The organism is Azospirillum sp. UENF 211521, from assembly GCF_058780535.1.
Genome location: NZ_JBSNCF010000001.1, coordinates 3,339,910 through 3,364,318, shown reverse-complemented (window position 1 = coordinate 3,364,318; position 24,409 = coordinate 3,339,910). Strand labels below are relative to the sequence as shown.

The 24,409-nt window shown below is 70.0% G+C and carries 26 protein-coding genes; 17 read left to right on the top strand and 9 right to left on the bottom strand.

Annotation, left to right across the window (positions count from 1 at the left end):
- Positions 1 to 39 precede the first annotated feature (39 nt).
- The 4 genes from ACWPN5_RS15830 (at position 40) to ACWPN5_RS15815 (ending at position 2,841) form a co-directional block, all read left to right on the top strand.
- Positions 40 to 693, top strand: a complete 654-nt coding sequence (locus ACWPN5_RS15830) for a Crp/Fnr family transcriptional regulator (RefSeq protein ID WP_492296223.1) — start codon at positions 40 to 42, stop codon at positions 691 to 693.
- A 76-nt stretch (positions 694 to 769) separates the two neighbouring features.
- Positions 770 to 961, top strand: a complete 192-nt coding sequence (locus ACWPN5_RS15825; protein ID WP_145681332.1) for a YgaP family membrane protein — start codon at positions 770 to 772, stop codon at positions 959 to 961.
- Positions 962 to 1,049: 88 nt separating this feature from the next.
- Positions 1,050 to 1,808 (top strand): helix-turn-helix transcriptional regulator, encoded by a 759-nt coding sequence (locus ACWPN5_RS15820; RefSeq protein ID WP_145681333.1) that lies wholly within the window; start codon positions 1,050 to 1,052, stop codon positions 1,806 to 1,808.
- A 70-nt stretch (positions 1,809 to 1,878) separates the two neighbouring features.
- Positions 1,879 to 2,841 (top strand): DMT family transporter, encoded by a 963-nt coding sequence (locus tag ACWPN5_RS15815; protein WP_492296220.1) that lies wholly within the window; start codon positions 1,879 to 1,881, stop codon positions 2,839 to 2,841.
- A 71-nt stretch (positions 2,842 to 2,912) separates the two neighbouring features.
- Here ACWPN5_RS15815 and ACWPN5_RS15810 read toward each other — a convergent pair whose 3' ends face one another.
- Both ACWPN5_RS15810 and ACWPN5_RS15805 read right to left on the bottom strand, forming a co-directional pair.
- Positions 2,913 to 3,497, bottom strand: coding sequence for an ActR/PrrA/RegA family redox response regulator transcription factor (locus ACWPN5_RS15810; protein WP_014239303.1), 585 nt, complete (start codon positions 3,495 to 3,497; stop codon positions 2,913 to 2,915).
- 14 nt (positions 3,498 to 3,511) lie between these two features.
- On the bottom strand, positions 3,512 to 4,852 hold the full coding sequence (locus tag ACWPN5_RS15805) for an ActS/PrrB/RegB family redox-sensitive histidine kinase (protein WP_459196013.1): 1,341 nt from the start codon (positions 4,850 to 4,852) through the stop codon (positions 3,512 to 3,514).
- Positions 4,853 to 4,961: 109 nt separating this feature from the next.
- Between ACWPN5_RS15805 and ACWPN5_RS15800 the strand changes: the two genes are divergently transcribed.
- The 4 genes from ACWPN5_RS15800 (at position 4,962) to ACWPN5_RS15785 (ending at position 8,955) form a co-directional block, all read left to right on the top strand.
- Positions 4,962 to 5,762 carry an ABC transporter ATP-binding protein gene (locus ACWPN5_RS15800; protein WP_492296219.1) on the top strand — a complete coding sequence of 267 codons (801 nt, stop codon included), beginning with the start codon at positions 4,962 to 4,964 and terminating at the stop codon, positions 5,760 to 5,762.
- Positions 5,749 to 6,585 (top strand): ABC transporter permease, encoded by an 837-nt coding sequence (locus ACWPN5_RS15795; protein WP_247888147.1) that lies wholly within the window; start codon positions 5,749 to 5,751, stop codon positions 6,583 to 6,585. The genes ACWPN5_RS15800 and ACWPN5_RS15795 overlap by 14 nt, the downstream gene beginning before the upstream one ends.
- Positions 6,586 to 6,682: 97 nt before the next feature.
- Entirely contained in the window at positions 6,683 to 7,798 is a 1,116-nt protein-coding gene (lpxD, locus tag ACWPN5_RS15790) for a UDP-3-O-(3-hydroxymyristoyl)glucosamine N-acyltransferase (protein WP_492296217.1), read from the top strand.
- 90 nt (positions 7,799 to 7,888) lie between these two features.
- Positions 7,889 to 8,955, top strand: a protein-coding gene (locus ACWPN5_RS15785) for an IS630 family transposase (protein WP_492296215.1) whose coding sequence is annotated in 2 segments (ribosomal slippage) — positions 7,889 to 8,374 and positions 8,377 to 8,955 — 1,065 coding nt in all. Because the reading frame shifts where the segments join, the coding sequence is not laid out codon by codon here.
- Positions 8,956 to 9,050: 95 nt separating this feature from the next.
- Here ACWPN5_RS15785 and ACWPN5_RS15780 read toward each other — a convergent pair.
- From ACWPN5_RS15780 to ACWPN5_RS15765, 4 genes are all read right to left on the bottom strand, one after another.
- On the bottom strand, positions 9,051 to 9,620 hold the full coding sequence (locus ACWPN5_RS15780) for a hypothetical protein (protein ID WP_145674839.1): 570 nt from the start codon (positions 9,618 to 9,620) through the stop codon (positions 9,051 to 9,053).
- Positions 9,621 to 9,667: 47 nt separating this feature from the next.
- On the bottom strand, positions 9,668 to 10,858 hold the full coding sequence (gene dapE / locus ACWPN5_RS15775) for a succinyl-diaminopimelate desuccinylase (RefSeq protein WP_492296212.1): 1,191 nt from the start codon (positions 10,856 to 10,858) through the stop codon (positions 9,668 to 9,670).
- A gap of 19 nt (positions 10,859 to 10,877) precedes the next feature.
- Positions 10,878 to 11,720, bottom strand: coding sequence for a 2,3,4,5-tetrahydropyridine-2,6-dicarboxylate N-succinyltransferase (gene dapD / locus ACWPN5_RS15770; RefSeq protein WP_014239316.1), 843 nt, complete (start codon positions 11,718 to 11,720; stop codon positions 10,878 to 10,880).
- Positions 11,721 to 11,853: 133 nt separating this feature from the next.
- On the bottom strand, positions 11,854 to 12,528 hold the full coding sequence (locus ACWPN5_RS15765) for a pyrimidine 5'-nucleotidase (RefSeq protein WP_492296211.1): 675 nt from the start codon (positions 12,526 to 12,528) through the stop codon (positions 11,854 to 11,856).
- A gap of 190 nt (positions 12,529 to 12,718) precedes the next feature.
- Here ACWPN5_RS15765 and ACWPN5_RS15760 point away from each other — a divergent pair, with 190 nt between their 5' ends.
- The 4 genes from ACWPN5_RS15760 (at position 12,719) to ACWPN5_RS15745 (ending at position 17,249) form a co-directional block, all read left to right on the top strand.
- Positions 12,719 to 14,413: a sensor domain-containing diguanylate cyclase gene (locus ACWPN5_RS15760; RefSeq protein ID WP_492296209.1), complete on the top strand. Its 1,695-nt coding sequence runs from the start codon at positions 12,719 to 12,721 to the stop codon at positions 14,411 to 14,413.
- The gene (locus ACWPN5_RS15755; RefSeq protein ID WP_200478637.1) at positions 14,410 to 15,741 is read left to right on the top strand and encodes a DUF2336 domain-containing protein; all 1,332 of its coding nucleotides are present in this window, start codon (positions 14,410 to 14,412) and stop codon (positions 15,739 to 15,741) included. The genes ACWPN5_RS15760 and ACWPN5_RS15755 overlap by 4 nt, the downstream gene beginning before the upstream one ends.
- Positions 15,742 to 15,767: 26 nt before the next feature.
- Entirely contained in the window at positions 15,768 to 16,409 is a 642-nt protein-coding gene (locus ACWPN5_RS15750; RefSeq protein WP_492296207.1) for a hypothetical protein, read from the top strand.
- A gap of 147 nt (positions 16,410 to 16,556) precedes the next feature.
- On the top strand, positions 16,557 to 17,249 hold the full coding sequence (locus ACWPN5_RS15745; RefSeq protein WP_145681343.1) for a hypothetical protein: 693 nt from the start codon (positions 16,557 to 16,559) through the stop codon (positions 17,247 to 17,249).
- A 28-nt stretch (positions 17,250 to 17,277) separates the two neighbouring features.
- On the opposite strand, the gene ACWPN5_RS15740 is transcribed toward ACWPN5_RS15745, so the two are convergent.
- Positions 17,278 to 18,642, bottom strand: coding sequence for a pentapeptide repeat-containing protein (locus ACWPN5_RS15740; protein WP_145681344.1), 1,365 nt, complete (start codon positions 18,640 to 18,642; stop codon positions 17,278 to 17,280).
- Positions 18,643 to 19,038: 396 nt separating this feature from the next.
- Between ACWPN5_RS15740 and ffh the strand changes: the two genes are divergently transcribed.
- The 5 genes from ffh (at position 19,039) to rplS (ending at position 22,824) form a co-directional block, all read left to right on the top strand.
- Positions 19,039 to 20,406 (top strand): signal recognition particle protein, encoded by a 1,368-nt coding sequence (ffh, locus tag ACWPN5_RS15735; protein ID WP_145681345.1) that lies wholly within the window; start codon positions 19,039 to 19,041, stop codon positions 20,404 to 20,406.
- An 81-nt stretch (positions 20,407 to 20,487) separates the two neighbouring features.
- The gene (rpsP, locus tag ACWPN5_RS15730) at positions 20,488 to 20,841 is read left to right on the top strand and encodes a 30S ribosomal protein S16 (protein WP_014239325.1); all 354 of its coding nucleotides are present in this window, start codon (positions 20,488 to 20,490) and stop codon (positions 20,839 to 20,841) included.
- 153 nt (positions 20,842 to 20,994) lie between these two features.
- Positions 20,995 to 21,591, top strand: coding sequence for a ribosome maturation factor RimM (gene rimM, locus ACWPN5_RS15725; protein WP_492296206.1), 597 nt, complete (start codon positions 20,995 to 20,997; stop codon positions 21,589 to 21,591).
- Positions 21,588 to 22,388, top strand: coding sequence for a tRNA (guanosine(37)-N1)-methyltransferase TrmD (gene trmD / locus ACWPN5_RS15720; protein ID WP_119509113.1), 801 nt, complete (start codon positions 21,588 to 21,590; stop codon positions 22,386 to 22,388). The genes rimM and trmD overlap by 4 nt, the downstream gene beginning before the upstream one ends.
- 40 nt (positions 22,389 to 22,428) lie before the next feature.
- The gene (gene rplS, locus ACWPN5_RS15715; RefSeq protein WP_014239328.1) at positions 22,429 to 22,824 is read left to right on the top strand and encodes a 50S ribosomal protein L19; all 396 of its coding nucleotides are present in this window, start codon (positions 22,429 to 22,431) and stop codon (positions 22,822 to 22,824) included.
- Between the two features lie 208 nt (positions 22,825 to 23,032).
- On the opposite strand, the gene ACWPN5_RS15710 is transcribed toward rplS, so the two are convergent.
- Together ACWPN5_RS15710 and ACWPN5_RS15705 are read right to left on the bottom strand one after the other, a co-directional pair.
- Positions 23,033 to 23,947 carry a DMT family transporter gene (locus ACWPN5_RS15710; protein ID WP_186465978.1) on the bottom strand — a complete coding sequence of 305 codons (915 nt, stop codon included), beginning with the start codon at positions 23,945 to 23,947 and terminating at the stop codon, positions 23,033 to 23,035.
- A gap of 110 nt (positions 23,948 to 24,057) precedes the next feature.
- Positions 24,058 to 24,255 (bottom strand): hypothetical protein, encoded by a 198-nt coding sequence (locus tag ACWPN5_RS15705; protein ID WP_145681349.1) that lies wholly within the window; start codon positions 24,253 to 24,255, stop codon positions 24,058 to 24,060.
- Between the last annotated feature and the right edge of the window lie 154 nt (positions 24,256 to 24,409).

Below are 24,409 nucleotides of genomic sequence, written 5' to 3'. Positions count from 1 at the left end.
ATGCTACCGCAACATATTGAAAAGATTGATGAATTCTGGGTGAGGGCGTTTCCGGCGCTGGCCGCGCTGGAGCCCGACGCGCGCGCTGTTCTGCGCGTGCAGGGCGCGCGGATGGCGGTGCCGCGCGGCACGGTGCTGTTCCGCATCGGCAGCCTGTGCCACAATTTTCTCATGCTGCTGGACGGCACGGTGCGGGTGCAGATGACCGCCGAAACCGGGCGGGAGATCGTCCTCTACCGCGTCGGGGCGGGCGAGACCTGCATCCTGACCACTGCCTGCCTGATGACGCGCGCCGACTACAGCGCCGAGGGGGTGGCGGAGACCGACCTCGACGCCGTCGCGCTCGGGGCCGGGGCTTTCCACGAGCTGCTGGCGCGCTCCGCGGTGTTCCGCGACGTCGTCTTCGCCTCCTTCGGCACGCGGCTGCTCGGCATGATGATGCTGGTGGAGGAGGTGGCCTTCGGGCGCATCGACCTGCGGCTGGCCCGTTTCCTGGTCGACCACCGCGACGCCCGCGGCTGGCTGGACACCACCCACCAGACGCTGGCCGTCGAGCTGGGCACGGCGCGCGAGGTGGTCAGCCGCCAGTTGAAGGAGTTCGAGCGGCGCGGCCTCGTGGAGCTGTCGCGCGGCCGCGTCGGGGTGCGCGATCCCGACGCGCTGCTGGCGCTGGAGCGGTCGGGCGGGGTGTGACGGAGTCACAGACCGACGGGCGGAAAGGGGCTTGGATGGGTGCACCAACCGCTCACACCAGTCCATAAGGTGCACCATGCCCGTCAACGTCGGCACCATCGACCGCGCGCTGCGCGCCATCGTCGGCCTCGTCCTGATCGCCCTCGTCTTCGTCGGCCCGCAGACCCCCTGGGGCTGGATCGGCCTCGTCCCGCTGCTGACCGCGGTGGTCGGCTTCTGCCCGGCCTACACCCTGTTCGGCGTGCGGAGCTGCCCCATCAAAAAGTGAGGGACCGGGAGCAGGGCGCCAAGCGGCAGACCGCACCGTCCCCTTTCGGCGGGTGGCCGGCGCGCCGGGTTTCGGCTATAGGAGGGTGATGTCCACATCGCCGCGCCTCAGCATCGATGTCCGCAGCTACGGCGCGGCGCACAGCGCCCACCGGCACGATTTCGCTCAGCTCGTCCTGCCGTTGAGCGGCGCCCTGGAGATCGACATCGCCGGAAAGGGCGGCCGTCTCGGGCCGTGCCGGGCGGCGTTCGTCGAAGCCGGCTCCCCGCACACCCAGGGAAGCGAGGGGCCAAACCGCTCGCTCATCCTGGACCTCGATCCGACTCTCCTGGAACCCGCGACCGGCGACCGGCTGATCCGCCATCCCTTCGTCGCGCTGACCCCGGTGGCCGGCAAGCTGATCGACTACATGGGGCTGATGCTGGACAGCCGTGGCGTGTCGGCGGACACCCTGCGCCTCTGGGTGCCCTTGCTGCTCGACGCGCTTGCCGAGGAACCGGCGCGGCCCCGGTCGCGGCTTGGAACCCTGCTGGCCGCGGTCGAGCCCGACCTCGCCAGGCCGTGGACCGCCGAGACGATGGCGGAGCGCGCCTGCGTCAGCGTCAGCCGGTTGCACGCCCTGTTCCGCGCCGAACTGGACACCACCCCGCGCGCGTGGCTGGCAGAGGTCCGGCTGAAGCGGGCGCGCGACTGGCTCGCGCGGTCGGACCTGTCCATCGCGGAGATCGCCTACCGTGCCGGCTACGCCGACCAGAGCGCCTTCACCCGGGCGATGCGACGGGCCAGCGGCTTGACCCCCGCGGCCTACCGGCGCCAAAGCCGCGAGACCCGGCACAAAAGTCCGTAGCCCGGGACAAGACCAGCGCCGCGCCCCATGCCATCTTCGCCCCGGAAACCAGTGAGGGTCGGGAGCAAGAATGGGCACGACGTGGTTGGGGATCGCTTGCGGCATTGCCGCGGGGGCCTTGTGGGGACTGGTCTTCCTCGCCCCGGAACTGGCCTCGGCCTTCACGCCGCTCCAACTCGCCGCCGGGCGCTACCTCGCCTACGGCCTGTTCGCCGTGCTGCTCGTGGCGCCGCGCTGGCGCGCTTTGCGCGCCGGGCTTGGTCTGCGCGAGTGGTGGGCGCTGGCCTGGCTGAGCCTGCTCGGCAACATCCTTTATTACGCGCTGCTTGCCTCCGCCGTTCAGGTGGGCGGGATGGCGATGACCTCGCTGGTGATCGGCTTCCTGCCGGTCGCGGTCACCGTCATCGGCAGCCGGGATCATGGGGCGGTTCCGGTCCGGAAGCTTGTCCCGTCGCTGCTGCTCGGCGCGACCGGAATCTTGTGCATCGGCTGGCAATCGCTGGGGGACAGGTTGGGTGATGGCCGGACGGGGATGCCAATGGCCGAACTAACCGGCCTGCTCTGCGCGGTCGGCGCGCTCGTCTCCTGGACGGTCTACGCCGTGGGCAACAGCCGCTGGCTCGCCCGGCTCGGCCACGTCTCGGCGCATGACTGGAGCCTGCTCACCGGCGTGGTGACCGGCGCCCAGGCGCTGCTGCTCGCGGTTCCCGCCTTCCTGTTCGCCCAGAGCGGCCACGCCGCCGGGGACTGGCTGCGCTTCGCCGCCGTGGTGACCGGCTTGGCCATCCTCGCCTCGATCGTCGGCAACGCCCTGTGGAACCGGATGAGCCGGCTGCTGCCGCTGACCCTGGTCGGGCAGATGATCCTGTTCGAGACCCTGTTCGCTCTGCTCTACGGCTTCCTGTGGGAGCAGCGGCTGCCGACGGGGATGGAGCTGGCCGCCCTGGTCTGCGTGACCGGCAGCGTCCTGTCCTGCGTCGCGGCCCACCGCCCTAAGCCGCCGGAGGCCGCGCGCCAGCCCGCCCCGGCGTGAGGTGAGCCCGAAACGGCAACGCCCCCTCACCGACGTGGAGAGGGGGCGTTGTTGTTTTGGAAAAAGCGGGATCAGCCGCGCGGGGCGTGCTTGTTCAGGATGCGCTGCAGGGTGCGGCGGTGCATCTTCAGCCGGCGGGCGGTTTCGGAGACGTTGCGGTCGCACTGCTCGAACACGCGCTGGATGTGCTCCCACCGCACGCGGTCGGCGGACATCGGGTTTTCCGGCGGCGAGGGCAGCGGGCGGCCGTCGGCCAACAGGGCGGATTCCACGGCGTCGGCGTCCGCCGGCTTCGGCAGATAATCCACCGCGCCGGCCTTCACCGCGGCCACCGCCGTGGCGATGTTGCCGTAGCCGGTCAGCATGACGATGCGGGCGTCGGGGCGGGCGTCGCGCAGGGTCTTGACCACGTCCAGGCCGCTGCCGTCGGCCAGCCGCAGGTCGACCACCGCGAAGGCCGGTGCCGATTCCTGGGCGACGTCGATGCCGAGCTGCACGCTGTCCACGGCGACCACGTTGAAACCGCGCTTTTCCATGGCGCGCGCAAGGCGGGTTCGGAAAGGCGCGTCGTCGTCGACGATGAGGAGGCTGCGGGTAACGTCACCCGTGAACGTCAGCTTGGCGGTTTCGCCCGTTGGACTCTCGTCCGTGGTCATCGCGCTATCCACCACTAGTCCTCTGGTTCTAAGACACCACGGTCCCAACGTACGACAACTCGCGCGCCGCCGCTACGGTTATTGCTAAAGGCTACAAGGGCACCCGTTTTCTCTAGCAGCGTTTGTGCAATAAAGATTCCCAGCCCCATATGGCCCGACCGTTCGCTTCTGGCGGACAGGTAGGGCTCGCCGATGCGGCTCAGCAGATGGGCGGGATAGCCCGGCCCGTCGTCCATCACCACCACCGTGGCCGACCGCGCGTCCCAGGAGGCGGCGACCGTCACCCGCCCGTCGGCGAACTGGTGGGCGTTCTGGATGAAGTTGCCCAGGCCATGGATGATCTCCGGGCTGCGGCGGACGATCGGCTCCTCCCCCACGGAGCCGTCGCTGCGCTCGACCGTGAACTGGATGTGGCCCAGCCGGTGCGGCGCGCCCGCCGCCTCCACCAGCGCGGTCAGCGGCAGCCGCTCGAACGGGTCGCCGCCGTCGGCCTCCGGCTTGCGGGCCAGCTCCGCCAGGATCTCGCGACAGCGCATCACCTGGCTTTGCAGGAGCGCCACGTCCTCGGTGAAGGGGCTGTCCGGCGGCATGTCGTGCAGCAGCTCCTTCGCCACCACCGCGATGGTGCCGAGCGGCGACCCCAGCTCGTGCGCGGCGGCGGCGGCCAGCGCGCCCAGGGAGGACAGCCGCTGCTCCCGCGCCAGCGCCACCTGCGAGGCCGACAGGGCGTTGGCGAAGCGCCGCGCCTCCTCGGCCACGCGGAAGACGTAGCCGCTGATGAAGCCGGCCGACACCGACAGCGACAGCCAGATGCCGAAGGCGTAGAGCGGGGCGACCGAGGGCATCGGCTCCGGCCAGGGCAGCGGGAAGTGCCACATCGCCAGCACGGTCAGGCAGACGAGGTTCAGGCCGGTCAGCAGAACCACGCTGTAGCGCGACAGGATCGCCGCGGCCACCGTCATCGGGGCGAGCAGCAGGATGGCGAAGGGGTTGGCGAGGCCGCCGGTCAGATAGAGCAGCAGCGTGAGCTGCAGCATGTCATAGCCGAGATAGAGCGCCGCGTCCCGGTCGGCCAGCCGCAGCCGCCCGCCGCGCTGGGCCATCGCCACGAGGTTCAGCAGCACCGAGGCGCCGATGGCCGCCAGCACCGGCCCCAGCGGCAAGGGGAAGCCCATGACGAGCTGCACCGTCGCCACGGTGGCGAGCTGCCCGATCACGGCGATCCAGCGGATCAGGATCAGGGTGCGCAGCGTGACTCGCCCGTCCAGGTTGGTCCATTGGGCCGGACCCGGCCGGCCGGCCTGGGTCATGGCGTGGCGAAGGGAGGTGGCGGCGGTTGCGGAACCGACGGTCATGGGGACGGACTTTCCGGCAAGGCCGCTCTTCCCGCGGCGTCACATCGAATGGCTGGGTGCTGTTTTGCCACTCTGGCGTTTGCACGCCAAGCGGCCATATTCTCCGCCTATGGATCAATGCGCAAAACAGCACGCCATCCGGGCCGTGAACCTGACCAAACGCTACGGCACCGCCCGGTCCGGCGAGGTCACCGCCGTGGACGGCATCTCCTTCACCGTCGCGGCGGGGTCGGTCACCGGGCTTCTCGGCGGCAACGGGGCCGGCAAGACGACGACCATCTCCATGCTGCTCGGGCTGCTGTTGCCGACCTCCGGCACGGTGGAGGTGCTGGGGGTGGACATGGTGCGCCATCGTCACGCGGCGCTGCCCCGCATGAACTTCTCCTCGCCCTATGTGGAGCTGCCGCACCGGCTGACCGTGCGGGAGAACCTGACCGTCTACGGCCATCTCTACGGGCTGAAGGGGGTGAAACGGCGGGTCGAGGAGCTGGCCGAGCATCTGGAGCTGACCCGCTTCCTCGAACGCCCCTCCGGCGGGCTGTCGGCCGGGCAGAAGACGCGGGTGGCGCTGGCCAAGGCGCTGCTCAACCGGCCGGAGCTTCTGCTGCTGGACGAGCCGACCGCCTCGCTCGACCCCGACACGGCGGACTGGATCCGCACCTATCTGGAGCGCTACCGCCTGGAGTCGGGGGCCACCATCCTGCTCGCCTCCCACAACATGCTGGAGGTGGAGCGGATGTGCGACGACGTGCTGATGATGCGTCAGGGGCGGATCGTCGACCGCGGGTCGCCGTCGGGGCTGTTGGCGCGCTACGGCCGGACCTCGCTGGAGGAGGTGTTCCTCGACATCGCCCGTGACCGCGCCGGCGCGGAGAACGTCAGCCGGGAGGCCGCCGATGCTGCCGAGTGACGCCGCTGCGATGGTTCACGCCAACCCGGCCTTCTCGCTGCGCCGGGTCGGGGCGATGGTGCTGCGTTACTGGTACCTGCTGCGCGGCTCCTGGCCGCGCTTCCTGGAGCTGGCCTACTGGCCGACCATGCAGATGATCCTGTGGGGCTACATCAACCAGTTCATGGCCTCCTCCAGCGCCTGGGTGGCGCAGGGGGCGGGGGTGCTGGTCAGCGCGGTGCTGCTGTGGGACGTGCTGTTCCGCGGCCAGCTCGGCGTGTCGGTGTCCTTCCTGGAGGAGATGTGGTCGCGCAACCTCGGCCATCTCTTCGTCAGCCCGCTGCGCCCCGGCGAATGGGTGGCGGCGCTGTTCGGGATGAGCCTGATCCGCACGGTGATCGGCGTGGTGCCGGCGGCGCTGCTGGCGATCCCGCTGTTCGGCTATTCGCTGTTCGACCTCGGGCTGCCGCTGGCCGGCTTCTTCGCCAACCTGATCGTCTTCGGCTGGTCGCTGGGGCTGGTCATCGTGGCGCTGATCCTGCGCTACGGCATGGGGGCGGAAGGGCTGGCCTGGATCGTCGTCTTCATGCTCGCCCCGGTCAGCGCCGTCTACTACCCGGTCAGCGTCCTGCCGGGCTGGCTGCAATGGGTGGCCCTGTCGCTGCCGTCGGCCCACGTCTTCGAGGGGATGCGCGCCATCCTGTTCGACGGCACGATGCGCTGGGACCATCTGGCCTGGGCGGTCGGGCTGAACGCGCTGTTCATGGGGCTGTGCACGGCGGCCTTCCTCTATTCCTTCCATCAGGCGCGGGTGCGCGGGGCGCTGCTGCAGACCGGGGAATGAGCGAAGCCCGCGCATGACAAAAAGCGCCGGGCCTCGCCAGCACCGGCCCGCCGTGGTAGCGTCCCGGCCTCTTCGGACCGACAGCCAGAGCGCCGCCATGACTCCCGTTTCCCCCGCCGCCCCGGTCACCCTCGCCGAGATCGCCGCCGCCCTGGGCGCGGCGCTGGAGGGCGACGGCACGCTGCCAATCTCCCGTGCCGTCCACCCGTCGGAGGCCGAGGGGCCGGAGGATCTGGCGCTCGCCATGGAAAAGGGCCTGACGGAGCTGCTGGCCAACGGCCGGGCCGTCGCCGCCGTGATCGCGGAAGGCGCGGAGGCGCCGGCCAACCTGAAGGGCTGGATCGTCGTGAAGCGCCCGCGCTTCGCCATGGCCGGCCTGACCACCGTCTTCGAGAAGCCGGTCCACGCCGAGCCGGGGGTCCACCCCGCCGCCTTCGTGGCGCCGGAGGCCATCCTGGGGGCGGGCGTGTCGGTCGGTCCCTTAGCCTATGTCGGGCCGAGGGCGGTGCTGGGCGAGGGCGTGATCGTCATGCCGCACGCCACGGTCGGAGCCGACGCGCTGATCGGCAAGGACAGCCTGCTGCACCCCGGCGCCCGCATCGGCGAGCGGGTGGTGATGGGCGAGCGCTGCATCATCCACCCCAACGCCGCGGTCGGCAACGACGGCTTCAGCTTCGTGACGCCCGAGCCGGGCAGCGTCGAATCGGCCAAGGCGACGGGCAAGGTGGTCGGCACCAACGTGCTGATCCACCGGGTGAACTCCATCGGCACGGTGATCCTGGGCGACGACGTCGAGGTCGGGGCGAACGCGACCATCGACCGCGGCACCATCACGGCGACCCGCATCGGCTCCGGCACCAAGATCGACAACCTCGTGCAGATCGGCCACAACGTGCAGATCGGCACCAACTGCATGCTGTGCGGCCATGTCGGCATCGCCGGCAGCACGACCATCGGCGACCGCGTGGTGCTGGCCGGCAAGGTCGGCGTGGCGGATCACGTCAAGATCGGCAACGACGCGGTGGTGGCGGCGAATTCCGGCGTGGGGACGGACATCCCGGCCAAGGCCGTCTACATGGGCTATCCGGCGGTGCCGCGCGACCGCGCCTTCGACCAGTACAAGGGGCTGGCCCGGCTGAAGCGGATGCACGCGGACGTGTCCGACCTGAAGAAGCGGGTCGGGGCGCTGGACGGCGGGAGGAAGTCCGAATAATACCGGCGAGCGGAGCCGCTGACTCACTGAGAGGGATTCCCAAGGCCGGCAACCCGTGATTCGATTCCCCATCGCGATGGGGAGGAGCGAATGCCAGCGGCGTTGCCGATCCGGGAAGACCTGAGCGCCAGCGAATTGCGTGCTTTGGCGCGGCGGGAGAACAAAGGGCGGGTGGCGGCACGCATGTTCGCCATCGCCCATGCGCTCGACGGGGTGAGCCGGGCGGAAGCGGCGCGGCTGGCCGGCATGGACCGCCAAGCCCTGCGCGATGCGGTGGTGCGCTACAACGCCGAAGGCGTCGCCGGACTCTATGATCGTCCGCTGCCCGGCCGTCCGGAATGGCTGACCGAAGGCGAGCAGGCGACGCTCAAGGCCATCATCCTGGCCGGTCCCGATCCCAAGCGGCATGGCTGCGTGGAATGGACCCTGCCGATCCTGTGCGAGGTGATCGCCGACCGCTTCGCCAAGACGCTGCATCCGGCCAGTCTGTCGCGCATCGTGCGTCGGCTGAACCTGTCGAAGCAGAAGACGCGGCCCCGCCATCCGCAGTCCGACGCCAAGGCCCAGGCCGCCTTCCAAAAAAGGGGCTGCGCGAAGCGCTGAAGGCCGCGGCCGCCGCGCATCCGGAGCGGCGCCTCCAACTCTGGTTCCAGGACGAAGCGCGCATCGGCCAGAAGGGCCGCACCACGCACCGCTGGTGGGAGCGCGGGCAGCGTCCGGCCGGGCTGTGCGACAAGCGCTTCACCTCGGCCTACCTCTACGCCGCCGTCTGCCCGGCCAGCGGCGCCGACTTCGCGCTGGTCATGCCGACCGTCTCCACCACCGCCATGAGCCTGTTCCTGGACGGCTTCTCCCGAAGCCTGGAACCGGACGTCCAGGCGGTGCTCGTGCTCGACCAGGCCGGCTGGCATGGATCGCGGACGCTGGTCGTGCCTGACACCATCACGCTGGTGCCGCTGCCGCCCTACAGTCCGGAGTTGAACCCGGTCGAGCGCGTCTGGCTGTACCTGCGTGAGCGCTTTCTGTCCCACCGGCTACTGGACGACTACGACGCCGTCGTCCAGGCCTGCTGTGACGCCTGGAACGCCCTCACCGCCACACCGGAGCGCCTACGCTCCCTCACCAGCTATCCGTGGCTCCCATGTGTCAGTGCTTAAGCTCGGCGGTATAAGGGGCATCCGCCCCCACGGTCCGGGCAAGGGGGCATCCGCCCCCGGTCCAAGTTAGGGGGCATCCGCCCCCGCCAACGGCCCTACAGCAGCCCGTCGGCGAAGTCGGTGATGAGCGCCGACAGGAACAGGTCGAGCAGCACCAGGACCGCCGCGGCGACGCCGGAGATGTCCAGCGCCGTGCGCATCACGAACCACTGGTAGGTCAGCATCGCCAGCATGATGCCGAACACCAGCCCTTCGGAGATCGGGCCGGGCAGAATCCCCGTGGCGGCCAGGATCACCACCGGCAGATAGATGCCCATCTGCACGACCGAGGACCAGTTGTAGGCGCACAGGAAGTCGATGTAGCGGTTCTGCCGGTCCAGCAGCCCGCTCACCCCGTGCATGACCACGGGGAAGGCCGTCCAGCTGATGACGTAGGCGATGGCCTCCACCACCACGAGCTGGAACAGCGGCGTGTCCGGCACTTGGCCCCACAGCCGGATCGCCAGCAGCAGCGTCCAGGCCGGAGCGACGATCACCGCGGCGTAGAAGGACTTCCACGCCCCTTCGGGGCTGCGGTCGAGATGCTGCAATCCGGTGGGGTCGAACCGCGCCAGACGATAGGCGCCGAAGACGGAGGAGGCGACGTCCCGGGCGGTCAGCGGCATGTTGCGGTCACCGGAGGGTGGTGGGAACGGGCGAAGGGGGCCTTACGTCAACCGATCCGGTCGAAGACGTTCCGCAAAACCTCGCCGTAAATGTCGGTCAGGCGGGTCAGGTCGTCCAGCGCGGTGTGCTCGTCCACCTTGTGCATCGTCTGCCCGACGAGGCCGAACTCGACCACCGGGCAGAAATTCTTGATGAAGCGGGCGTCCGACGTGCCGCCGGTCGTCGAATATTCGGGACGGCGCCCGGTGACGCGCTCCGCGGCGTCCGCCACCAGTTCGGTCAGCGGGCCGGGCGGGGTCAGGAAGCTGTCGCCCGACACGAAATGGTCCAGCTCGTAGGAGCCGCCCACCCCGTCGAGCCGCTCGCGCAGCCACGCCAGCAGCGTGTCGGCGGTGTGCAGGTCGTTGAAGCGGATGTTCAGCGTCGCCTTGCCCTGCGCCGGGATGACGTTGTGCGCCGGGTTGCCGACGTCGATGGTTGTCAGCTCCAGGTTCGACGGCTGGAAATGCGGGGTGCCGGCGTCCAGCGGCTCCGCCGTGATGGCGGCCAGCATGCGGGCCAGCCGGGGCAGCGGGTTGTCGGCCAGATGCGGGTAGGCGACGTGCCCCTGCGCGCCGTGGACGGTCAGGAAGGCGGTCATGCTGCCGCGCCGCCCGATCTTGATCATGTCGCCCAGCGCCTTGGGGTTGGTCGGCTCCCCGACCACGCAGGCGTCGAGCTGTTCACCCTTGGCCTGCATCCAATCCAGCACCTTGCGGGTGCCGTTGATGGCGACCCCTTCCTCGTCCCCGGTGATGAGCAGGCTGATGGAGCCCTTGGGCGCCGCGCCCGTGTCCTTGGCCGCCTTGATGTGGCGGGCCGCGGCGGCGACGAAGGCGGCGATCGCCCCCTTCATGTCCACCGCACCCCGGCCGTAGAGGCGGCCGTTGTGGATCTCCGCGGCGAAGGGATCGATGGACCAGCCCTTCAGCTCGCCGGGGGGCACCACGTCGGTGTGACCGGCGAAGCAGAAGTTCGGCCCCTCCGTGCCCAGGCGGGCGTAGAGGTTGTCCACCGGCGCCGTGCCCTCCTCCTCGAACCGCAGGCGGTGGCAGACGAAGCCCAGCGGCGCCAGCGCCGCCTCCAGGACGCCCAGAGCGCCGCCGTCCTCGGGCGTCACGCTGGGGCAGCGGATCAGGGCCTGCGCCACCGCGACGGGATCGCAGGGGTCGAAGGAGGGAGCGGCGGCGGTGGTCATCGTGGCGTCTTCCCCGGCGTCAGTCGCGCAGCAGGTCGTTGATGGAGGTCTTGGCGCGGGTCTGCTCGTCCACGCGCTTGACGATCACCGCGCAATAGAGGCCCGGACCCGGCGTGCCGTCGGGCAGCGGCTTGCCCGGCAGGGTGCCCGGCACCACGACGGAGTAGGCCGGGACGCGGCCGACGAAGACCTCGCCGGTGTTGCGGTCGATGATCTTGGTCGAGGCGCTGATGAAGACGCCCATGGAGAGCACGGCGCCGCGCTCGACGATCACGCCCTCGACCACCTCGGAGCGGGCGCCGACGAAGCAATCGTCCTCGATGATGACCGGGTTGGCCTGGAGCGGCTCAAGCACGCCGCCGATGCCGACGCCGCCCGACAGGTGGACGTTCTTGCCGATCTGCGCGCAGGAGCCGACGGTGACCCAGGTGTCCACCATGGTGCCGCTGTCGACATAGGCGCCGACGTTGACGAAGCTGGGCATCAGGATGACGTTCGGCGCGACGTAGGCGGAGCGGCGGACCACCGCGCCCGGAACGGCGCGGAAGCCGGCGGCCTGGAACTGCGCCTCCGACCAGCCTTCGAACTTCGGCGGCACCTTGTCGTACCAGGAGGCGCCGCCCGGCGCGCCGGGGATCGTCTCGTTGGCGTTCAGGCGGAAGGACAGCAGGACCGCCTTCTTCAGCCACTGGTTCACGACCCAGCCGGCGTCCGTCTTCTGCGCCACGCGCAGGTCGCCGGAGTCGAGGCCGGACAGGGCCTCCTCGACGGCGTCGCGGACGGCGCCCTTGGTCGAGACGTTCAGGGTGTCGCGGGTTTCCCACGCGGCGTTGACGGCGGATTCGAGGCTGGCGTGGCTCATGGCGGCATTCGCTGGGCTGTCTGTTCGAGGGTTCGGAACATGGGCCGGGCCGCGCCGCCTTGTCAACGTTGCGTCAACGTTGCCTTGTTCTCAAAGGGTTCCTACGGAGGCTCGAGGGGCCTTGCGGCCGCCGCTAGCCGGCGATCTCCTCCAGCCAGGCCGGCAGGTCGTCCACGGTGTGGTCGATGTGGCTGCCGGTGCCGACTCCGCCCTCGTCGGGGCGGGACCAGTCGGCCTCGCTGCGCACCCACACCGTCGTCATGCCGAGCGCGTGGGCGGGGGCGAGGTTGCGGGCGATGTCCTCCACCATGCAGGCGCGGGCCGGGTCGATGTTGTAGTGATCGACCAGGATGCCGTAGGGGCGCGGGTCGGGCTTGGGCACGTAACCGGCCTCGACGATGCCGAAGGTCGCCTCGAAGCAGCCGTCGATGCCGAGCTGCCGGGTCACGTTCTCGGCGTGGCGGACGGAGCCGTTGGTGTAGATGATCTTGCGCCCCGGCAGCCGGTTCAGCGTGCCCGCCAGGCTGGGGCAGGGGGCCACCGGGCTGACGTCGATGTCGTGGACGTAGTCCAGGAAGGGCACCGGATCGACGTCGTGCTCCACCATCAGGCCGCGCAGGGTCGTCCCGTGCTCCCGGAAGAAGCGCTTCTGCATGACGCGCGCCTCCTCGTAAGTGATGCCGAAATGCCCGGCGATGAAATCGCCGATGCGCCGGTCCACCTGGGCGAACAGGTTGCAGGAGGCGGGATAGAGGGTGTTGTCGAGGTCGAAGATCCAGACCCCGGTGTCGCGGAGGGAAGCCATCATGGGCTGAACAATGGGGTTTCGCCGGCCCGCCCGCAAGCCGCTTCGCCGCATGGCCCGTTTCCGCTGCGAAGCGGGAAGGCCTTCAATGAGTGGTTGCGTATGGCAGGTACCCGGACCGCCTGAAGAAAGATTCGGGGAGGAAACGCATTTTTCCGGTATACTCCGGCCCGCGCAGTCTCAGGTTGACACCGTGTCCGCAGACCCACAATCCGAAGTTCCTCCGGCCCATCCGCCGGGCACCGCTCCGACGTCCTCGCTCCTGGCCGCCTTTCCCGGTCCGGCGCTCCGGCTCGATTCCAGCCACACCGTCGCCGCCGCGAACGCCGCCGCGGAAGAGCTGCTGGCCGCCGGCGGGCGTTGGATCGCGGACATCCAGGGCTGGCTGGCGACGTGCAGCGTGGCGCCGGGCCTGCGCTCCCTTCCGGTGGAACTGCCGCGCGGCGTGATGATCGTCGAATGGGCGGCCACGCCGCTGCCCGACGGCGAGATCCTGCTGCTGGGACGCGACGCCACGCTGGAACGGCAACTCCGCCAGACGCTGATCGAGTCGCGCCGCCGCTACAAGGATCTGGTCGAGGTTTCGAGCGATTTTGCCTGGGAAACGGGCAGCGACGGGCGATTCGTCTTTGTCACACCCAAGGGCGCGCTGGGCTACAGCGCCGATGCGTTGATTGGTCGCAACCCCAAGGATCTGGCGGTGACCGAGTGGGGCGACCTGCCGTTGCCGTTCGACAGCCGCCGCCCCGTCGATCAGGCGGAGCTGTGGCTGAAGCGGGTGGACGAGCTGCCCGCCTGCTTCGTGGTCTCGGCGGTGCCGCTGTTCGGGCCGCAGGGCGAATGGCTGGGCGCGCGCGGCGTCTGCCGCGAAACCACGGAGCAGGTGCTGCGCTCCGCCGAGCTGGCGCGGGTGCGCAACCGCGAGAAGATGCTCGCCCACATCGTCCACACGCTGCGCGACCAGCTCGACGCACAGAAGGCGCTGCACGTCGCCGCGGTGGAGACCGCGCGCGCTCTGGGCGCCGACGGCTGCCGCATCTACCGCGCGACGGAGGCGGGCACCCTGCGTCCCGCCGCCGATTTCGCCGCGGAGGTGCCGGAGGAGCTGCTGTCCGATCTGTCGCGGCCGGTGCTGGAGGCGGTCGCCGCCGGCGAGGACACGCAGGAGCTGACCCTGGGGGCGAACCGGCTGCTGGCCGCCCGGACGGAGCACCGTCAGGCCATCAACGGCGCGGTGGTGGTCTGGCGCGGCGACGACTCCGATCCCTGGGACGAGGAGGACCGGATGCTGCTGTCCGGCGTGGCCGACCACATCGGCATCGCCCACGCGCATCTGGCCTATCAGGAGCGGCTGCGCCGCCTGTCGGAGCGCGACGGGCTGACCGGCCTGTTCAACCGCCGCACCTTCTTCGAGCGGCTGGAGGAGGTGCTCGGCCGTCCCGACACCGGGCCGTCCGCCCTGCTGTACGTGGACCTCGACAACTTCAAGGCGGTGAACGACCTGCATGGCCACCAGCAGGGCGACGCCGTGCTGAAGGCCATCGGCGGGCTGCTGACCAACGGCGTCCGGCCCGGCGACCTGCCGGGGCGGCTGGGCGGCGACGAGTTCGTCCTGTGGCTGGGCCGCACCGACGAGGCGCAGGCGGTGGCGGTGGCCGAGCGCCTGCTGGCCGGCATGGTCGCGCTGCGCCACCTGTCCGCCGCGCCGGACAAGCCGCTGGGCCTGTCCATCGGCATCGCCGTCCACCGGGTGGGGCGCGAGACGCTGCAGGAGCTGACCGACCGCGCCGACTCGGCGATGTACGACGCCAAGAAGCGCGGCAAGGGCCATTACGCCGTCGCCCCGCTCCCCGTGGAGGTCGGCGCCGTGGCGGAGGCGTCCCGATGAGCGCCTGCGGCGATCCCCAGATTCTCGATCCCGCCGACTACGAGGCCGCCAAGGAGATGGCGCGCAGCGCCGACCCGGCGGTGCGCCGCCGCGTCGCCGCGTCGCCCCAGACCCGGCCGGAGCTGCTCTACTTCCTGGCCGCCGACACCGCGGCGGAGGTCCGTCAGGCCATCGCCACCAACGCCGGCACGCCGCGGCAGGCCGACCTGATGCTCGCCAAGGACCGGGAGGTCGCGGTGCGCGGCGCCCTGGCCCAGAAGGTCGCCCGGCTGCTGCCCGACCTGTCCGCCGACCAGGCGTCGCAGATCGAGCGGCTGACGCTGGAATGCCTGGAGGCGCTGGCCCGCGACCAGGCGACGGAGGTGCGCGGCATCCTGTCGGAGGCGCTGAAGGAACTGCCCGGCGCGCCGCACGGCGTCATCAACACGCTGGCCCGCGACGTGGAACTGTCGGTCTGCGCCCCGGTCCTGCAGTTCTCGCCCATCCTGACCGACGAGGATCTGGCCGACATCATCATGCGCGGGCCGGTGGCCGGCGCGTTGTCGGCGATCGCCGGGCGCAAGCAGATCTCGGCCTCCGTCGCCGACGCCATCGCGCGGTCCGACGACGAGGCGGCGATGACCGCCCTGCTCGCCAACCCCTCGGCCCAGATCCGCGAGGAGACGCTGGACCGCATCCTCGACCAGGCGCCGCAGCACGAGCCCTGGCACGCCCCGCTGGTGCGTCGGCCGCGCCTGCCGGCCCGCGCCGTGGCGCGTCTGGCGAGCTTCGTCGCCGACAACCTGCTGAAGGTCCTGCGGGAGCGCACCGACCTCGACCCCGCCGCCGCCCACGCCCTGGCCGAGGGCGTGCGGGCGCGCGTCAACCGTGGAGCCGGGGGCAATGGCGCCGGAGCCGGTGTCGCCCGCGGCCTCGTCGATTTCGGGGAGGAGGAGCTTGGCCACGCGCCGGGCGACAAGGACAAGGCGGCCGAACGCCCGTCCGACAAGGCGGCCCGGCTGAACAAGGAAGGCAAGCTGACGGAGAAGCTGCTGGAGGGCGCTCTGGCGGAGGGCGACCGCGCCTTCGTCCTGGCCGGGTTGGGCGAGTTGGCGCAGCTTCCGATGCCGATCATCGACCGCATCATCGGCACCCACGCCCCGCGCGCCGTCACCTCGCTGGTGTGGCGCTGCGGCCTGTCGATGCGCTTCGCCCGGCAGATCCAATTGCGCATCGCCCAGATTCCGCCAAAAACCGCGCTTATGGCAAGGGAAGGCGTCCTTTACCCGATGTCCGACGACGAGATGCGCTGGCAGCTCGCCTTCTTCGGAGTCGAGGAGAAGGCCTGACGCCGCGCCACCACACGGAACCGTTCATGCGCGCCCTGGCCCTGCTGCTGTTGTTCCTCGGTCTTTCCCTTCCCGTTTTCTCCCTTCCCGCTGCCGCCGCCCCGCCGCCCGCCTCCCCGGAGGAGCGGGAGGTCGCGGCGGTCTTCGAGAGCGCCCGCTCCGCCCTGGCGCAGAAGCGCGGCGCGGCGGTCGTCCCGCTGCTCTCCCGCGCCTCGGTCGACAAGCTGGAGCAGGTGCGCGGCGTCGCCCGCAGCGGCAACGACGCCGGCCTCGCCAAGCTGGAGCCGGCGGAGAAGTTCGCCGCCATGGGCCTGCGCCGCTACGTCAGCCCGGCCGACCTGCGCCGCATGTCGCTGGGCGAACTGGCCGATCACGGTATGAAGAACGGCTGGCTCGGCCCCAACGTCATCGGCAGCAGCGGGCTCGGCCCGGTGCGGGTGCGCGGCGACCGCGCCTCGGCCATCCTGATGGTCAACAACCGCCCGGCCCTGGTGCCCGCCGACTTCGTGCGCGAGGCCGGTGCCTGGAAGATCGACCTGACCGGCGTCTTCAGCTTCGGCAGCCAGATGCTGAAGGGCTTCGCCGCCATGTCGGGCAAGAGCGACGAGGCCTACATCGAGGACATGCTGCAGAAACTGCCCGCCAAGCCGGCGCTGATGCACCGCTGACCGGCCGGGTGAGCGCGGCGGTGCTAGCGCGGACAGGCGGGGGATGACGCGGTCCGCGTTACACCTCCTGCGACGGGGTGGGCCGTTGCGCGGAATCCGGAGATTGCGCTAGAGTCGCGCCACACGCACGACGCGTCGGTGTCCCTTATGACCGCTCCGGATGGCTATCCCTTCGCCGCGCTGACCGAAGCGGACGCCGGGTTCTTCCCGTCGGCCAGGAGCGTCGGCGTTCCGCCCGCCATCCCCTACCGGGTTCCCTGCGCCCCCGCTTTCGCGGAGGCGGCGGTGCGTCTGGCCGTCCGGCGTGGCACCGACCTGTCCGCGCTCGCCGCCGCGGCGCTGCTGCTGGCGCCCGAGCGGACGCCCGATCCCGGCACCCCGGACGATGGCGCGGAGCGGGCGGTGCTGGAGTTGCGGCTGCCGCCCGGCCACGGCGACGCGGCGATCCGCCGGGCTCTGGCGGCGGCGCTGGCGCTGGCCGAACCGGGTTGCCGGTTGATGCCCGCCGAGGAGGCGGGGCGGCTGGAGGGGGCGGTGGAGACCCTGACCTACCGCAACAAGGCGCTGGCCCACGCGCTGGAGCGGGTGTCCTTCCGCCCGCTCGACGGCAAGCTGACCCAGGTGCGCGACGCCGCGCAGATGTTCGGCTTCGTCAACGAGTGGTGCTTCGACGAGGACCGGGTGGTGAAGCGCTTCCGCGAGCTGGCCCCGGTCTATCACCCGGACACCGGGGTGGTCGCCTGCCGCGACCGCATGGCCCAGCTGATCGACGCGCGCAATCTGTTGATCAACCATGTCCGAACCGCCTACCGCTCCGGCCCCTGGACGCGGCGTTCCTGAGGGCGGCGGCCCTAAATCCGCGAACGGATCAGGTCCCGGTCATCTCCTCGATCCCGATGGCCTCGGTCAGGCTGGTGCCGTCAAGCACCGTGCCGTCGAGGTCCGCGCCGGTCAGGTCGGTGCCGGTCAGGTCGGCTTCGCTCAGGTTGGCGCCGCGCAGGTCCGCCCCGGCGAGGTTGGCCCCGGACAGGTTCACCTTGCGCAGGTCGGCGTCCTTCAGGACGGCCATGCCCAGGCGGGCGCGCTGCAGGTTGGCCCGCCAGACGTGGCTGCTCGACCCCTGGATGTGAACGGGGCCGAGCTGGGCCTCGGTCAGGTTGGCGCCGGTCAGGGTCGCCCGCTCGAAATTGACGCCGCGCAGATCGGCCTTGGTGAAGTTCACCTTGCGCAGGTCCGACAGCGACAGGTCGGCGATGGCCAGCGAGGTCCCCATCATCGAGGCCCCGCGCAGCGTGATGCATTGCAGGATGCCGGCCGACAGGTTGATGCCGTCGAGATTGCGCCCCGACAGGTCGAGCGAGGAGAGGTCGGCGCGCTTGCCGTCCTTGCCGCCGCTGTCGATCCAGGAGAGGTGCAGGGTCAGGATGTTGCGCAGGTCGTCGTCCGGATTCTCCAGAACCTTCGCCATCACCGCGGCCGACAGGTTGGGCGAGCGGAGCTGGGCCGCGTCGAGGATGGCGCCGATCAGGTTGGCGTTGGTGAAATTGGCGCGCCCGATGGCGCAGTTGGTCATCACCGCGCCGGACAGCCGGGCGCCGGACAGGTTGGCCTCCGACAGATCGGCGTCGGTCAGGTCACAGCCCGTCAGGTTGGAGTTCGTCAGGTTCGCGCGCATGAACTTGGTGCCGCGCAGGATCGCGTCGGTCAGGTCGGTCTGCATCACGAAGGCGTTCGCCACCTTGGCCCGCGACAGGTCGGCGCCGCGGATGACCGCCGCCGTCAGCTCCGACGTCAGGACGGAATCCTCGAAATTGTGCGCCATCATCTCCCCCGAGGGGGTGTAGTGCAGCAGCGTGCCGTCGCGCAGGTCCACCTCCACCAGCATGGCTTCCGACAGCACGGCGCCGCGCAGGCAGGCGCCGCGCAGGTCGGCGCGGCGCAGGTCGGCCTTCTCCAGGTTGGCCAGCCGCAGGTCGGCGGCGTAGAGGTTCGCGTTGGTCAGATTGGCCCGGGTCAGCCGCGCGCTGAACAGCTTCGCCCCGGACAGGTCGGCGTCGGACAGGTCGATGCCGGACAGGTCCAGATGCGACAGGTCGCGCATCTTCAGGTTCGCGCGCACACCGCCCGGCTGGCTTTTCCGGAAAGCCTGATGGCGGAGCAGGATCGTGTTCAGCTGACTCTGCGTCAGCTTCGTGCGCGGCGTGTTCGTTCCGAAGCCTTGCGCGGGGGGCATCAGGGAAATCCCGGGTTGGAGTCGCGGCACACTTTAAAGGGGAGCCGCGAAGAAAAAGTTAACGATCGGTAACGCTTTATTCAAGTGCGCCTCGAATGCGTTCTATCGCGGGCGCTGCCCCGGGGCCGCAAAGCCCTTTGTTGTGTATGGAAATAGTGACCTTTTGCGCGCCGTTGCGCAAGAGGCTCCCGCGCGATGCGCCGGCTCTGGATGGTTGACTCCACCCCCGGCGATGCGTATGGTCCGCCGACCTGCATCCGTCGAGCCATCGACCGGGTACCATCGGCCTGTGTGCCGGGGACCTCCGCCAGTCCGCGAGTTTCGCGCACTGGCTCGTTTGTGCTTGAGCCGATCGCGTTCGAGCGGATGGAGACCGAAACTGAGGACCGCTGACCCATGTTCGATGGCCTGACCGGACGCCTGGGCGACATCTTCGACAAGCTGCGCCGCCGCGGCGCGCTGAGCGAGGAGGACGTCAACGCCGCGCTGCGCGAGGTGCGCGTGGCGCTGCTGGAGGCCGACGTCGCCCTGCCGGTGGTCAAGCAGTTCGTCAACCAGGTCAAGGAGCGGGCGATCGGCCAGGAGGTCCTGCGCTCGATCACCCCCGGCCAGCAGGTCATCAAGATCGTCCACGACAACCTCGTGGAGATGCTGGGGCAGGGCGAGGAGATCAACCTCAACGCCGCCGCCCCGGTGCCGATCCTGATGGTCGGCCTGCAGGGTTCGGGCAAGACCACCAGCACCGCCAAGATCGCGCTGCGCCTGAAGAACCGGGACCGCAAGAAGGTCCTGATGGCCTCGCTGGACGTGCGCCGCCCGGCGGCGCAGGAGCAGCTGAAGGTCCTGGGCGAGCAGACCGGCGTCGCCACGCTGCCGATCGTTCCCGGCCAGGATCCCGTCGCCATCGCGCGCCGCGCCATCGAGACCGGCCGCCGCGAAGGCTACGACGTGGTCATGCTCGACACCGCCGGCCGCCTGTCCATCGACGAGGAGTTGATGGCCGAGGTCGCGGCCGTGCGCGACGCGACCAAGCCGGCGGAGACGCTGCTGGTCGCCGACGCCATGACCGGCCAGGACGCGGTGACGGTCGCCACCAACTTCAACGACAAGGTCGGCATCACCGGCATCCTGCTGACCCGCGTGGACGGCGACGCCCGCGGCGGTGCCGCCCTGTCGATGCGCCAGATCACCGGCAAGCCGATCAAGCTGCTGGGCATGGGCGAGAAGATCGACGCCCTGGAGGCCTTCCACCCCGACCGCATCGCCGGCCGCATCCTCGGCATGGGCGACGTCGTGTCGCTGGTCGAGAAGGCCGCCGAGAGCATCGACAAGGAAGAGGCCGAGAAGCTCGCCCGCAAGATGGAGAAGGGCCAGGGCTTCGACCTCGACGACATGGCCTCCCAGCTCAAGCAGCTGCGCAAGATGGGCGGCATGTCCGGCCTGATGGGCATGCTGCCGGGCATCGGCAAGATCAAGAACCAGCTCAAGGACGCGAACATCGACGACGGGATGATCAAGCGCCAGGAGGCGATCATCTCCTCGATGACGAAGAAGGAGCGCAAGCACCCCGAGCTCATCAAGGCGTCGCGCCGCAAGCGCATCGCCGCCGGCTCCGGCACCAGCGTGCAGGAGGTGAACAAGCTGCTCAAGCAGTACGACACCATGCGCGGCATGATGAAGCAGGTGCAGAAGCTGGGGCAGAAGGGGCTGATGCGCCACGGGCTGCAGAGCCTCCTGCCGAAGAATTTCCGGGGACCGACCTGATCCCCGGCGACCGCAACGCGCGATGAGCGCGATCACCTTCAACCGCCTATCAAGCGACTACACCAAGGAAGCGACTCTCCCATGTCCCTGAAGATCCGTCTCGCCCGTGGCGGCGCCAAGAAGCGCCCGTTCTACTCGATCGTCGTTGCCGACGCCCGCAGCCCGCGCGACGGCCGCTTCATCGAGAAGATCGGCACCTACAACCCGATGCTGCCGCGCGAGCACGAGCAGCGCATCGTCCTGGACGCCGAGCGCGCCAAGCATTGGCTGTCGGTCGGCGGCCAGCCGACGGACCGCGTCGCCTTGTTCCTGGCGAACGCCGGCCTGATCGCCAAGCCGGAAATCCGCGAGACCCCGAAGAAGTCCGCCCCGAAGGCCAAGGCGCAGGAGCGTCTGAAGGCCGAGGCCGCCGCCAAGGCCGCCGCCGAGGGCTGATAAGGATCGGCGTGTTTGCCCCCTCCCTCCCGCTTTGCGGGTCCCTCCCTCCCCCGCCTTTGGCGGTGGAGGGCTGAGATTCCCTCCCTCGCCGAAGGCGGGGGAGGGGTAGGGAGGGGGCAAGAAACGCCCCGCAACGCACACGCTCAAGCCATGTCCACAAAAGTCTGCGTCGGCCAATTCGCCGGGGCGCACGGCGTCCGCGGCCTCGTGAAGGTGAAAAGCTTCACCGAGGACGCGGCGGCCGTGGCGTCCTACGGCCCCCTCTCGGACGAGCGGGGCGCCCGGCGCTTCGTGCTGACGCTTCAGGGCACCATGAAGGACCTGTTCCTGGTCCGCGTCGATGGCATCGCCACGCGCGAACAGGCGCAGGAGCTGACCGGTGTCCGGCTCTATGTGGACCGTTCCGCCCTGCCCGAGACGGAGGACGAGGACGAGTTCTACCACGCCGACCTGATCGGGCTGCGTGCGGAACTCACCGACGGCACCGTCTGGGGCACGGTGAAGGCGCTGTACGACTTCGGAGCCGGTGACGTGCTGGAGATCCGCACCGAATCGGGGCCGCTGGAGATGCTGCCCTTCACCCGCGCCTGCGTTCCGGTGGTCGATGTGAAGGGAGGCCGCGTCGTGGTCGATCTTCCCGCCGTCATCGAAGCGCGCGAAGGCGAGGCGGAAAAGGACGGAGAGGACGCGCCGGAGGGCGCGGATGCCGCTGAAGACGACGTTGAAAACAAGGGAACCCGCCCGTGAATCACGGCGCTTCCGGTTCCCTTGTCTGGACGGCCAAGGTTCTGACGCTGTTCCCGGAGATGTTTCCGGGTCCGCTGGGGCTCAGCCTCGCGGGAAAGGCGCTGGAAAATGGAGTCTGGGCGTTGGAATCAGTGGACATTCGCTCGTTCGCGCGCGATAAACACCGCTCCGTCGACGACACCCCCTTCGGCGGAGGGGCCGGCATGGTCATGCGGCCCGACGTGCTGGACGCGGCTCTGACCGCGACGGCGGGTCCTCCGGGCACTCCTGGACGCGGACGGGCGATCTACCTGTCGCCTCGCGGACGGGTGCTCGACCAGGAGCTGGTCAAGGAGCTGGCGGCCACTCCGGTGGTCACCCTGCTCTGCGGCCGGTACGAAGGGGTGGATGAGCGGGTGCTGGACGCGCACGGCCTTGAGGAGGTCAGCCTCGGGGATTTCGTGCTGTCCGGCGGCGAGACCGCCGCCCTGTGCCTGATCGACGCCGTGGTGCGCTTGCTCCCCGGTGTCATGGGCAATGTGGAGACGGCGGGCGAGGAAAGTTTCGAACGGGGGTTGCTCGAATACCCCCACTACACCCGGCCCGCGGTCTGGACCGACGGGCAGGGTGTGGAACGGTCGGTTCCGGACATCCTGTTGTCCGGCCACCACGAGAAGGTTCGCGCCTGGCGGCTCGCCGAGGCGGAGCGGATCACGCAGGCCCGGCGACCGGATCTGTGGGACCGCTACGAGGCGGGCAGGAAGGCCGAGGGTCAGATTGGAAAACGGGGTCGCCGGCGCGGCCCGAAACCAGAGTGACGGTCCGCCGCGAGGCGCACCGATGGAAAGGGGTAGTGTCATGAACCTGTTGCAGCAGCTCGAGCAGGAGCAGATCGAGAAGGCCCTCGGCGGCAAGACCATTCCCGTGTTCTCGCCGGGCGACACCGTCCGCGTGAACGTGAAGGTGGTCGAGGGCACGCGCGAGCGTGTCCAGGCTTACGAGGGCGTCGTGATCGCCCGCCGGAACGCCGGCGTGAACTCGTCCTTCACCGTCCGCAAGATCAGCTACGGCGAGGGTGTGGAGCGCGTGTTCCCGCTCTACTCCCCGCGTCTGGAGTCGATCGAGCTGGTCCGCAAGGGCGCCGTCCGCCGCGCCAAGCTGTACTATCTGCGCGACCGTCGCGGCAAGTCGGCCCGTATCGCCGAGCGCACGACCGGCCGCGGCATGAACAACACGAAGGCCGCCGCGGAGTAATCCGGCGCCCTTTCGTTCGGTACGCCTGAACCAGCACCCGCCCGGAGCGATCCGGGCGGGTGTTTGGCGTTGGGGCGGTGATGGCGGGGACGTGGTTGCGCCGATGCCCCCCTCCCTCCCTCCCCCCGCTTTGCAGGGGGAGGAGATTTAAGCCCTCCCCTGCGTCAGCGGGGGAGGGTTGGGTGGGGGCCCAGTGCAGCCGCTCCCCCTACCGCGCGCGCACCGTCACCAGGATGCCCGCGCCGATCAGCGCCACCGCGACCAGCACGCCGACGGTCAGCGGCTCACCCATGAAGACCGCGCTCAGCAAAAGGGCGGTGATGGGGACGAGGCAGATGATCTGCCCGGCCTGGGCCGCCGGCATGGCGGTCAGCGACTTCGCCCACCACCAGAAGCACAGCCCCGTCGCGATCACCCAGTTGAAGGCCAGGACGGTCCCCAGCGCGGGAGTCCAGTGGATCGGCCGGGCGTGCTCCGCCGCCAGGGCCAGCGGCGCGGTCGCCACGGCGCTGGCGGCAATCTGCCAGAAGGTCTGAGTCCAGAAGGGCGTGCGCCAGCCGCCGCGCCGGCGGCGGTAGAGGGTGGCGCCGAGCGCCCAGCTCAGCGCGCAGGCCAGCAGCAGCCCGTTGCCCAGCAGCACCGCCGGGTCGCTCCAATCGACCAGCGCCGGGTTGAAGAAGATGAGAACGCCCGCGAAGGTGAGCAGCGCGCCGATCACGCGCCCACGCGTGAAGCGCTCCCCGGCCAGCAGCACGCCCAGCGGCAGCGCCCACATCTGCATGGTGTAGGCCAGCACCGCGGCCCGTCCCGGCGGCACCACCCGCAGGCCGATGGAACTGAGGTCCAGCATGCCGGCGATCTGCAGCAGCCCGACCAGGGCGAGCGGCCAGCGTTCGCCGCGCTGCGGGAGAAGGGGGAAGCGCAGCACCCGCGACAGCAGGGCCAGCACCGCCGCCGCCCCCGTGAAGCGCAGAAGACAGAAGGTCAGCGGCCCGATGTCGGACAGCGCCAGCTTCATCAGGGGCCAGTTGGCGCCCCAGAACAGCACAATTCCCGCAAGCTGCGCGTAGACCACGGCGCCCGGACCGCCCACGGGTCCCTGGCCGGCCGTGGTGCGTGGCATGGCCTGATCCGCCATAAGTCCTCCCGCCCCGAATTTTGCCGCATCCTACGGCGCGGGTGGGGGCGGGAGGTCTGCGTTCCCGGTGCGGCAGCCCCGCGGGAGGGCCGGCGTTACGGCGCGCCGCTGGTGGAGAAGCCGGTGAAGACCTGGATGCCGAACCAGCCGCCGATGGCGAACAGCACCAGAAGGATCATGGTGGTGGCGATGGCGATGTTGGTCTGGCGGATGCGCCGGCAGTTCGGGCAGCCGGGAAGCTCGGCGGGATAAGGCCGTTCGCAGCGTTCACAGCGGACAGTGGGGTCCGTCACGGGATGACCCTTCATCGAATGGGGCAATGGAGTTCGGTGGGCGGACGCTACCATAAGGAGCGCCTTCCCCGCCAGCCGATGGGCGGCGCGGGGGAGCGGCGATTTTTCGCTGCGGGATGAGGGGTGTTTTCCACAGGCTCGGCCTTGTCCTGGT